At 47.3% G+C, this 11,164-nt stretch carries 9 protein-coding genes and 1 pseudogene; 9 read left to right on the top strand and 1 reads right to left on the bottom strand.

Annotated features, from left to right (window positions below; translation table 11 throughout):
• Positions 1 to 217: 217 nt before the first annotated feature.
• A complete protein-coding gene (locus CZ379_RS07175; protein ID WP_110931033.1) occupies positions 218 to 889 on the bottom strand; it encodes a hypothetical protein in 672 nt (223 codons plus the stop codon).
• A 432-nt stretch (positions 890 to 1,321) separates the two neighbouring features.
• On the opposite strand from CZ379_RS07175, the gene CZ379_RS07180 reads away from it, so the two are divergent.
• From CZ379_RS07180 to CZ379_RS07220, 9 genes and pseudogenes are all read left to right on the top strand, one after another.
• Positions 1,322 to 1,588, top strand: a complete 267-nt coding sequence (locus tag CZ379_RS07180) for a hypothetical protein (RefSeq protein ID WP_110931034.1) — start codon at positions 1,322 to 1,324, stop codon at positions 1,586 to 1,588.
• Complete coding sequence (locus CZ379_RS07185; protein ID WP_110931035.1) at positions 1,588 to 1,866, top strand: hypothetical protein; 279 nt, start codon at positions 1,588 to 1,590, stop codon at positions 1,864 to 1,866. The genes CZ379_RS07180 and CZ379_RS07185 overlap by 1 nt, the downstream gene beginning before the upstream one ends.
• A 231-nt stretch (positions 1,867 to 2,097) precedes the next feature.
• On the top strand, positions 2,098 to 3,231 hold the full coding sequence (locus CZ379_RS07190; protein WP_110931036.1) for a DUF6155 family protein: 1,134 nt from the start codon (positions 2,098 to 2,100) through the stop codon (positions 3,229 to 3,231).
• A gap of 12 nt (positions 3,232 to 3,243) precedes the next feature.
• The gene (locus CZ379_RS07195) at positions 3,244 to 3,462 is read left to right on the top strand and encodes a hypothetical protein (protein WP_110931037.1); all 219 of its coding nucleotides are present in this window, start codon (positions 3,244 to 3,246) and stop codon (positions 3,460 to 3,462) included.
• A gap of 831 nt (positions 3,463 to 4,293) precedes the next feature.
• Positions 4,294 to 7,005 carry a stalk domain-containing protein gene (locus CZ379_RS07200; protein ID WP_110931038.1) on the top strand — a complete coding sequence of 904 codons (2,712 nt, stop codon included), beginning with the start codon at positions 4,294 to 4,296 and terminating at the stop codon, positions 7,003 to 7,005.
• A 49-nt stretch (positions 7,006 to 7,054) separates the two neighbouring features.
• Positions 7,055 to 8,227: a sensor histidine kinase gene (locus CZ379_RS07205; RefSeq protein ID WP_110931039.1), complete on the top strand. Its 1,173-nt coding sequence runs from the start codon at positions 7,055 to 7,057 to the stop codon at positions 8,225 to 8,227.
• On the top strand, positions 8,220 to 8,948 hold the full coding sequence (locus CZ379_RS07210) for a response regulator (RefSeq protein WP_110931040.1): 729 nt from the start codon (positions 8,220 to 8,222) through the stop codon (positions 8,946 to 8,948). Before CZ379_RS07205 ends, CZ379_RS07210 begins: the two co-directional genes overlap by 8 nt.
• 270 nt (positions 8,949 to 9,218) lie before the next feature.
• The gene (locus CZ379_RS07215; RefSeq protein WP_110931041.1) at positions 9,219 to 9,644 is read left to right on the top strand and encodes a glycosyltransferase family 2 protein; all 426 of its coding nucleotides are present in this window, start codon (positions 9,219 to 9,221) and stop codon (positions 9,642 to 9,644) included.
• A gap of 740 nt (positions 9,645 to 10,384) precedes the next feature.
• Positions 10,385 to 11,164, top strand: a pseudogene (locus tag CZ379_RS07220) (hypothetical protein); the annotation flags it as partial.

Raw genomic sequence — 11,164 nt, forward strand, 5'->3', positions numbered from 1 at the left:
AGCTATTTTTATCTCATCGTGCAATAAAGCATAAATAGAGACTAGAAATCCATTTAAAGCCTAACCTTTCGATGCGGAAGTAAGCCAAGCTGGATGTAATCGACGTTTTTCATAAGGATCAGTAAGTCATAAGATCAGTAAGTCATAAGATCAGTAAGTCCTAAGGATCGGTAAGTCATAAGAGCCAGTAAGACATAGGGTCAATGAGTCATATGTGTCAGTTTATTAAGTCCCAAGCGTTTCTAATGAGTTCATACTGATGCACGCGCAATCCTGCGCCGGAGTAAATGGGTCGAAGCCAACCTTTTTGAGTAAGTGAATGTAAAATTCGAATGGCGGTGCGATGATCAATACAAAGATGGGCTGCTACTTGTTTGGGGCGGATGGGCTGCATGGAACTTAGGCATAGACGAATAACCGCTGCTTCTTTCAGAGCGCCTGGCTCAAGGGGCTGCTGTTGTGTCAGGTGACGGTTGAAAAGCAGCGTCAGCAAATTGCGGCATATTTCGGGTCTATGGGCAACGTCATCGTATGCTAGGGATATTACCCGGTAGCCAAGTGTTTGCAGGAAAAGCTCGCGATTCAATTCATTGCTATATTTTGTCCGATCCATCTCAGTGACATGTGGGCCATAACCCTTAATTTCAAGGATGAATCTTAGATGGCCTGGTAAGAAGGCAAAGTCACCGAAATAAGAACGCCCGCGCCAGTCAGGGACTTCGTATTCGGGATGAAGATGATCGAGATTTCTGTAGAGAGGCCACCAGACATTTTTCAGGAAGAGTGTCTCTCCGTGTCCGTGACCTTTCTCAAGACGTGCCCTACGTACTCCCTTACGACGCAGAATATGATTGTCAATAAACTGCCTATGAGCTTTTTCGAATGCCATGTTTACCTGCCTCCCGATAGATTATGATGGATATTAACATGTATACTAAAACACAAAAACGTCCTACCCATTAAAGATGGACAGGACGTTCTTCGTCATGTATAGCCCCATTATACGAGTATGTATTACATTTAGCTAGCAGTAACAGTATTAGACTTTCTTTTTGTGGGAGAGGGAGGTTTAGGTAGGAGGGGAGAAAGTCATGTAATGTGAGTGGCAGTTGTTAATTTGGAAAAGGGATGTAAACATGAACTAAGGTTAGGAAACGGTCGATTTATGTGCAATGGACGTTTGTTAGGAGGGGGGAGGGCGAGCTATATGGGAGATAAAATTGGCTGGAAAGACAGGCTTTCTTTTTCTTCTGGCTCGGGGGGGTGTATGTTATACTGTTGATTAAAGAGCGGAAGTACTTTATGACAGGGGTGACATCGAATGGAAAAGGTTAATTCACCGGAAGAGTTAATGGAGAGCATTGCAAATATGAGCCGCGACAACTCTGTGTATCAATTTCATGTTCCTGGAAAAGGGAGGTTCGCTCTCGTCTTGCAAGAGGAAGAGCAGCAATCCATTCAAGCTGATGTGGAGGCGAATCTGGAACTGAAGGTCATAATTGAACAAAGCAGGAAGGAATTCAAGCATGGCAAAGCCATGAGCACATCAGAGTTACTAAAATCCTTATCTCCCAAGGACTTTCGATAGTGAACCGTATAGTTCTATGGTCTCCGGCAGTAAGAAACAAACTCTCCCAGTTTCGCAACGAGCGATATTCCCCCGAGGAAACGTTTGATTTCATTTCTCAATTCATTCTTGAAACCGAAGCCATACTTTCCAATCCGATCTTAAGCAAAGCTTATACGGAGCAAGGCGGCACTTATGCAGGAGTGTCGCGTATCGTTGTGAAGAGGTTTAGGATTTACTTTGAAGAGCAGGAGAGTGAGGTTCGGATTATTGCTGTTTTGTTTCCTAGTGAGAAATGAAAACGGGTTGCTCTATTGGGAAGAGGACACTTGGCTATGCCCCTGCCAAATAAGCAAACCGACAAACGTATAAGGACGATTACACCATTGATGATATCATTGAATCGACTGGGGTTTTATCTCCGCAAGAAGAGTGGGGAAAATCTAATTAGTCTACTCATTGCAATCTCATTGAGTATACAGTGGGCTTGTTCCTGCTTTACGAAATACAGCAAAGGAGAATAGAGGATCATGGCTTATGTATGCAGAATCGAACTAAATGGGATTGGCCCGAAAATTTGGCGGGAGTTTCAATTTCACCCGGACGTGACATTTCATCAGCTTCACAAAATCATCCAATCGGTCATGGGATGGGAGAATTACCATTTATACGAATATCATGTCAATGGACAAGTTATCGGGCTGCCTGATCCAACATTCGCAGATCTGGAGGATCGAGAGGTTCTGAATGCACGGAGAGAGGTCGTTAAGAAGCATGTTCAGAAGGAACATACCGTTTTTACGTATGTCTATGATTTTGGCGACGATTGGCAGCACACGGTTACGTTGATCAAAATCGACTCATCGACATCTGATCCAGCCCCAATATGTTTGGATGGAGCGCGCAACTGTCCTCAGGAAGATGTGGGAGGCGTCTGGGGGCACGAACATATGAAGGAAGTACTGCTTACTCCTAATCATCCAGAGCGAGAACATTTTTTTGACTGGGTTAAAGAGGGCTATGATCCCGAGCATTTCTCCTGCAAAGAAGTGAATCAGGAGCTTCAACGGCAGAAGGACAAGCTTATCCCCAAGTCACTTATTAATCGGCCGGAAGGCAAAAAGCCCGTGAAGCTGACGAAGTCCGTTCTGAATAAGCATCTGAAGCAGCTAAGCAACGATCAACTCATCGATTTGGTGAAGGCTTGTTATGGTGCTAGTAAAGACATGGAGAAGTTTCTTGCCATAAGAATACTCGGCGATGAAGCGGTAGAGTCTCTCTTTCGAGAGTCTCGCAAGAAAATTGAGAAGGAATTTTTCCCCGAGCGGGGGTTTGGAAAGCTGAGACTTCAGGAAGCGAAAAATGCGATCTTGGAATTCGAGAGATTGACCGGAAATGCCAGGTATGCCTTGGAACTGAGGCTAATATACGTTGAAAATGGTGTAGACTTCACCCTAAGCTACGGGGATATCGATGAACGCTTCTACTATAGCATGGCCTCCATGTATGCCGACATCATTGATCAAGTGAATGAAGATGAAACGGCCGAATTATTCGACGAGTATGAGGAGCGTCTCGAAGCCGTTGTGTTCAAAACAGAAGGAATAGGCTGGGGTTTTCATGATAATTTGGCAGAAATTCACGCTCAAATACGATGGATTTAGGGGGGGGACTTAATGCGTGGCAAGAAGAAAAGGAAGCAGGTTGACCAGAAAATGGATAGTAATGGGCTAATTGAACAGGATGAGAACTTCTACTTTATCGTCGGGTATACAGATGGCGGCGTCCCCTACGGAATCACGTGGGAGGAATATGAAGCGGAACGACGCGGTGAGTTGGAAAAAATGAAAGAAGGCGAAGGTGATCGCTTGAAACAATTGAAAATGACCAAGTAGCAGTTTCAGGGAATGGTGGCTACCTATGATATATACATAGAAGGAATGGAGTCCTTCCTGAATATCGAAACAGGCGATATCGTCATGGTAAATTGGAAGCGATAGATGTAGAGTTACTTCTATTAAGGAGTTAATGAGGATTAGACGGCGAATGGAATGGTATGGATCGCATCACAGATTTGTCATGATAATACGAAACTCATCAATCCTCCATCCATAATTCACCATCAGCCAACATCAATTCCACCAAACGGCTATATATAGACGAAATTTTGTTGGGCAATGAGGCCGTACTCGTTAATGCGAGCGAACTAGACCGATGGATTAAGTTCTTTTCCGCTTGGATCAGGCCACCGCACGAGTGCTTTTGTATGAATTTTCACTTTTCAGATCCCCTATACCGGACTGGGTGGCTGATTAGCAGCAATTACCCGATTGGATGAACGAAATTATCACAATAGTTAGGTATTAAGCCTTCTACATGTTTACATTGTCAATTCCCTCAACAGATCCCAACCCGGCCCAGTTACATTAAGGCTTACTTGCAGATTTCAAGCTGCGAAAGTTGAGTTAATCATTGATCTTCACTTCATCCCCAAATCAACAACCTTGATTCGCAACATCAGTTCACACCCTCAATTCCTCCATCATCCATCACGAGACACTGCCCCTCCAAATTGTCCAAAATTTCGGTTAGTTGCATCAATCTTGTGATTTTGCGTAACTTTTCCGTCTAAAAGTAGTCTATTATTTATGTACTAGATTCTTGGAATGGAAGAATAGGGATCTAATTTCTGCATAAAGCATACAGATGGGAGAGTAATGAAATAAATGGTAGTTCGCAAAGACGCAAAATTGGCACGGGTCGCGGCACGAAGCGGAAAGAAGCTCGCTCTTGTTACGCTGGCCGGTTTGATATGGATTCAGCCAGTGTGGAATGTGGGGACAGAATGGTTTGGGCCTGTTTCATCGGCTCATGCGGCTTCGGAGCAGGCAGTCAAGTTGAGTGAAGAATATATTACGTCTGGCGCCAAGCTATTAAAATATCAATATACGACAACTAGATCCGGCAAGTCGGTGAAGGTGCTCGCCGATGTCATTCAAGTAGATCTAACGAACCCCTATGTCCATCTAGATGTCATGACCGGGAAAGAAGGGCAAGTGACTACGCGTCAATCCGTTCAGGGGATGGCTAGAGAGACAGGGGCGGTTGCCGGCATCAACGGTGATTTCTTCTCGACAACGGGGCAAGGCGTTGCACTAGGCGGTGCGGTAACACAGGGAACACTCGTGACGAGCCCGTCGCAGCTAACGGGGATGTACGCTTTTGCCGTACGCAATGACGGAACGCCGTTCATCGATCGATTTGAGTTCCAGGGCAGCGTATTGACGGATAATGGTTTGGCCTTTCCGCTGTCCGGCATAAATCAGGAAGCGTATATAACGGAACCTGATAAGTCCTACAGCCATGCTAATAAGATGTATATATATACAAGTGCTTGGAAGTCCGAGGATCGGCCTAAGGACAGCTCAACAACGCCTACAGAGGTGCTCGTCCAAGGTGATGTAATTCAGCAAATATCGATCAAAGCGGCGCTCCCGGGCCAAGTCCCTTCGGATGGGTACATATTGCGAGCGCATGGTGCGGCGGCCGACTTTATTGCGGCTAATATGTACGTTGGGCAGCGTCTGGATACAAGCTATCGGCTGCGTTCTGTTGCTAGCGGCCAGGAGCTGAATCCTGCTGATTTAAAAATGATGATCGGCGGACATACGCTGCTTGTGGATCAGGGAAAGCCCTCTTCCTTTACCCGCTCTATTACCAGCATTAGCGGCAGCAGTGCGGTGGCCCGTACAGCGGTGGGCTATTCCAAGGATGGGAAGTACGCCTACCTGATCGCCGCCGAGAAGAACGGCAGCAGCTCCGGTATGACCCTGGCTGAACTGCAGAAGTTCATGACAGCGATCGGCGTGTGGAAAGGACTGAATCTGGACGGCGGCGGCTCCACGACGATGGTTGATCGCCCGCTGGCAGAGAATGAGGCTACCCTGACTTTTACAACGTCGAACGGAGACGGCTCGCAGCGTGCGGTGGCCAACGGGCTGGGCGTATATACGACCGCCCCTCAAGGCACCCTCAAGGGACTTAAGGTTAGCGGCGCATCGTCCATTCTAATTGGACAGACGGCTACTTATTCACTTAAAGGGTATGACAACTACTATAACCCGGTAGACACTTCAGGCATTCAAGTTGCCTGGAAGGCGGATAATGGCAATGTGAACTGGACAGGGGAGAGCTTCAAGGGCGTGAAGGCGGGCACATCCCAAATTACAGCGGTCAGCGGGGATACAAAAGCAAGCATGGCGGTCAATGTTCTGGGCGGCAAGGATCTGGACAGCCTGTCTTCAACGACGACCTATGCTCCGCTTGAAGCGGGCACGAGTGTATCCGTACCTATGACGGCCAAGTTAAAGAATGGACGTACAGTAGAGGTGCCGGCAGAATCACTGACTTGGGAGTTTAAAGGAATGAAGGCTTCGGTATCCGGCGGCGTTTTAACCGTGCAATCCGTTAACACGGGGGCGAAGGTAGCCTATGCTACGGCAAAATATGACGGATTCAGTTCAACTCCAATCGTTCTGTCGACTTCGGCCGAGCAAATATGGGAGAACTTCGAGAGCATAACGTATCCGGTTTCTTTCAAGGGATTGCCTGCGGAAGCGACAGGATCGGCCTCCATCGTTCAGGGAATGGAGGATCGTCAAAACTCCAAAGTGCTTAAGCTGGATTATGATCTGACAAACGGCGTGGGCAATAAATTTGCTTATGCAGAATTCAACGGAACAGCAGGCAAGAGCATTCCAGACGGTTCCACAGCGATGTCGGTAGATGTGCTGGGGGATTCCAGCTTGAACTGGCTGAGAGCCGAATTTGCCAATCCAGATGGCAGGGCGGTGTATGTGGATCTGGCCAAGCCGCTTAACTTCTCGGGCTGGAAGACGTTGACTGTCGATCTGACCTCGGCAGGCCTGGAGCCTTCCGCGAAGCTGAAACGCCTGTATCTCGTTAATTTGGAAGAAGGACAGGATGAGCGGGCGCTAACGGGAAGCGTATCTTTTGACAATATTAGATTCACATCTCCTGTTATGGATGGAGACACAGGTGTGCAAAGCGCGAAAGTAGTCATGACGGTAGGTCAGAAATCATTGACCGTCAATGGCACGAAGCAATCCATCGATGTAGCTCCGCTACTAAAGGATGACACAACCTATGTACCGATTAAATACGTGCTTGATTCTTTCGGTGGACAGTCGGAGTGGAATAGTACGGCGAAGAAAATCACCGTGATGTCCGGCAGTACGTTACTGGAATTAACGGTTGGCAAAAAAGAATTTACGCTGAACGGAGCACGAAAACAATCAGCGGTTTCGCCAATTATCGTCGATGGAAGGACTTTAGTCCCATTAAGATTGGTGTCGGAAGCACTTGGTATCGATGTAAAATGGGAAAAGAAAACCAAATCCATCACCCTTGAATCATGATATGATTAAATATGGCATATATGGATACAAGGAAATGGAGAAGGTGTAATTGGATTTTCAAGCCGATGCTATAGATCGCGTAATTAAGAACGCCATAGGCGTTATGGAAAACAGCAAACTGCAAATGCTGGAAATATTGGATTCGGCACGAAATGAGCTGAAGACGCTGAATAATGAGCTTCAGCAGGTCATGAAGGAAACCGCAGAGACTGTGGAGAAGGTCGACCAGCTTGAAGTGAATTACAGACGTTCCCGCGTCCGGCTGACAGAAGTCAGCCGGGATTTCGTGCGCTATAAAGAAGAGGACATCAAGCAGGCCTACGAGAGAGCAACACAGCTGCAGCTCGACCTGCTTATTTACCGTGAAAAGGAAATGTATCTGAAGGCCAGACGTGATGAATTGCAGAAGAGGGCTCGCAATGTGGATAAATCCGTTGAACGGGCGGAGACAATCGGCACGCAAATGGGAGTTGTGTTAGAATACTTGTCAGGGGAGCTCGGACAAGTTACACGCATACTAGAGTCCGCCAAAAACCGCCAAATCATCGGCTTGAAAATCATTCTCGCACAGGAAGAAGAGCGGAAAAGAATCTCCCGGGAAATTCATGATGGACCCGCCCAGTTACTTGCAAATCTAGTACTTAGGACGGAAATTGTAGAAAGAATGCTAGCTAGGCAGGAATTTAAGATGGTTCAGGACGAAATAATAGATTTGAAGGGACAAGTGCGCTCCAGTTTGGAAGAAATGCGAAAAGTCATCTTCAATCTTAGGCCGATGGCTCTGGATGATCTGGGGCTCATTCCGACCTTGCGCAAATATGTGCATGACTATGAAGAAAAGACCAAAATTCGGACGACCTTTGAGACAAGAGGCAAGGAATTCCGTTTGACCTCTGCCATGGAGGCGGCGGTGTTCAGATTGGTCCAGGAAGCGCTCACTAATGCGGCAAAACACGCCTTTCCAACGTATGTCGTCGTAGAAATTACGTATCAGGCCCAGATGGTTAAAATTATGGTGCAGGATAACGGACTGGGATTCAAGGTGGATCAACTGGAGCAAAAGAACAAAGAGCATACCCATTTTGGATTAATTGGCATGCGGGAAAGAGTAGAATTGCTGGAAGGAAGAATGGAAATAGAATCAACGGCGAATTTGGGTACCAAAATCGTCATCCATATCCCGACAAACGCAGAGAAGAGGAAGGAGTTACAGGATGGATAATCTAAATTCTAACACTAAACAGACAATCAAAGTTCTCTTGGCTGATGATCATCAACTTTTTCGTGAAGGCCTTAAACGGATCTTAAACATGGAGGAAGATATTGAGGTCGTTGGCGAATGCGGCGACGGATCCCAGGTCTTGGAGTGCTGTCAGCAATTTTTTCCTGAAATCGTCTTGATGGACATTAACATGCCCCAGTTGAATGGGGTGGATGCAACAGCCGAGCTTCGCGATGCTCTCCCAGAGATAAAGGTCATTATTCTATCTATACATGATGATGAGAGTTATGTGTTTGAGACGCTTCGTAAAGGGGCAACAGGCTATTTGCTCAAAGATATGGAGGCAGAGTCGCTCGTAAATGCGATTCGCACAGTAGCTGAGGGGAACGCTTTTATTCATCCGAAGGTAACGGGCAAATTGATTCAGCAGCTGCGCCGGATGGAATATTTAAGCGAGACTGGTGCTATTGCTGAAGATAGCGCAATTCGTGAGGCTGGAGTTAAATTCGTAGCCGGAGATGACAATCCACTGACAAGACGCGAGGCAGAGGTACTTCGTCTTATGGCGGAAGGACGCAGCAATAAGATGATTGGCGAACACTTGTTTATTAGTGAGAAGACGGTCAAGAACCATGTCAGTAGTATTTTGCAGAAAATGGATGTGGATGATCGAACACAAGCGGTAATCAACGCGATCAAGTTCGGTTGGGTAACTTTATAGAATGAGGAATTTTGCTATAGCCGATACAGCCGCCAGCAGGGAGAGCTAGCGCTTTTCACTTCCAATATTTTCTTTTTATTGAAATGTGAGGTCGCTTTGCGCTTAGTAGTTGATAACAGTTTGGCCTGTACATACAGCTAGGCAGCATGATTCTTATACGACAGATTGAAATTTAAGTCCCGTCTTACAAAACCACCGGGGTTCAGATGAAAGCCCAGTAACCGACCTTCTTACGGCGGCATATATTGTCGCATAAGGAGGTTGAGTCGCATGGTTCCTTACATGGCTTGGATCCTGTTAAGTTATGGCGTTGCCGGATTAATCGTACATCTTTTCCACAGCAGGCATTTAAAGTATAAGCCGAATTCCCGCAAGCGGGTTCACTATATTCTGGTGGCCCATAACCATGAGAGTCAGATGGAGTGGTATTTGCGGGCGCTGCTGTGGTACAGCTGTTTAAGAGCACAATCGCTAAGGGTAACTGTACTGGATGAGGGATCGCAGGATGACACGCTGGCTATCATTGAACGGATGAAGTATGCCAATGGCATGAATCTGACCGTGATTGGCACAGCTGAGAATCAGGAACAATATGAGAGCATCCAATACAGTAACCCTGAGGATGGAGAGCAATCAAAGTTCATTGATCTCCGCATACCGCAAGAAGCGGCAAAAATACCATATGTTCAGGTATAGCTCGAATCAATTGAATATGCAGGTGAATCGTAAGATGTGAAGCACACTCTTGGGTCAGGGCCGAGGGGTGTGCTTTTTGCATTTATTTAGAGCCGGTGAGGCTGGATTAGCACGATGAGACTGGATTAGCGCCGATGAGGCTGTAACTGGGGCAGAGTGCGTATGTACGCCCATAAATGCACACAGATGTGCAAGGATGAGACGCATGGGGTTGACCAGCCGCCGTCATGCAGCGAGGCAGTGCGCTGGAAGCTGCGCTGCACGCTGTCGCGGATTGCGCGCTCTGCGTGTACGCTCACGCTGCTGCAGACTGCTGCTCACTGCACGCTGCTGCACACCACCGCACACCACCGCACACCACACACCACACACCGAACACCGAACACTGAGAGCTGGGCGCAGTTAGGTAGGAAGGGGGCGGTAGCTTGAAAGTGACTGGAGTTTGAAATAACTGGATTTGTCGTATTTAAAAGCTTCTCTCTGGGATTGTGTGTGTAATTAGCTGGATTTCTCGTATTTAGAATGTGTTCACAAGGAACGTAAGTCCAATAACTAGGCATTAGATACATGGAATACAGCTAATTTATCATGGTCGGCAAAAAGGGCAAAAATAATGGCAAGAAATCCATCTACACCTAATCATGGCCGTTGAAAAAGTAAGCAGGGTGGGAATGATAGATCCTTAAAGTATCGTAAATCGCTTATCGCTTATTGCTTCTTTATATGGGAGGGGGAGAAGGTTGAAAATTTGTTTGTATGCAGTTAGGCGTAAAGAAGGATGGGAGGCAAGAGTGAGCCTTGACTTTGCTATTGATCTTGAATGGTGGACGCAGGAGAACCAGAGGGCTGCTGGTTGGGGTGGCGCAGGCGGGAGGGGGCTAGATAGTCAAGGCATGAAGGCGGCTGGGGCATATGAATGGGGCATAGTCTCGGCTGAGCATGAAAGGGATACAGGAAGGGCAGATATTCTTCTGTTATTAGCTGATCAGCTGTCACTTGGTCTAGCTATGAGTCTGCGTGATGGACTTGTGCATAATGATGCCATGGACGATTGGGGTCCAAGGGAGTGGAGAGAGTATATGCAAGCAGAATGGGGAGCGCAGCTTGAGAAGGGGGGAACTGATGATCAAATTCTTCTCCGGGAGCTCAATCCTGTGCAGCTCCTGTGGACAAGGTTAAGTGGGATGACACCGGAGGGGCGATGTTTCGAAAAGGAGCTGAGAGCAAAACAGGTTCAAGCTGGCGAGGCGGAAGTTGAGCTGATTGCGAGATTGGACATGGGTGCTGTCGGGCAACAGGCACGGGATATGCAGATGCAGATGTTTGATAGGCAATTGACGGACGCAAGAATGCAAGATGTGGAAATGCGAGATGCAGAAATGCAGGCTGCGGAAGTGGTGGATTCGGGAAGGCCGAAAATGTGGATGCCGAGCGCAGAGGCATTGGAGCAAGGTGCGTCATGGCTTGCGGACGCGCTGGCGGGGCGCTCGCTGCTGGCGGCGGAGCTGCAGCAGCTCCTC

The organism is Paenibacillus bouchesdurhonensis (assembly GCF_900155685.1).
GTDB classification, from domain to species: Bacteria; Bacillota; Bacilli; order Paenibacillales; family Paenibacillaceae; genus Fontibacillus; species Fontibacillus bouchesdurhonensis.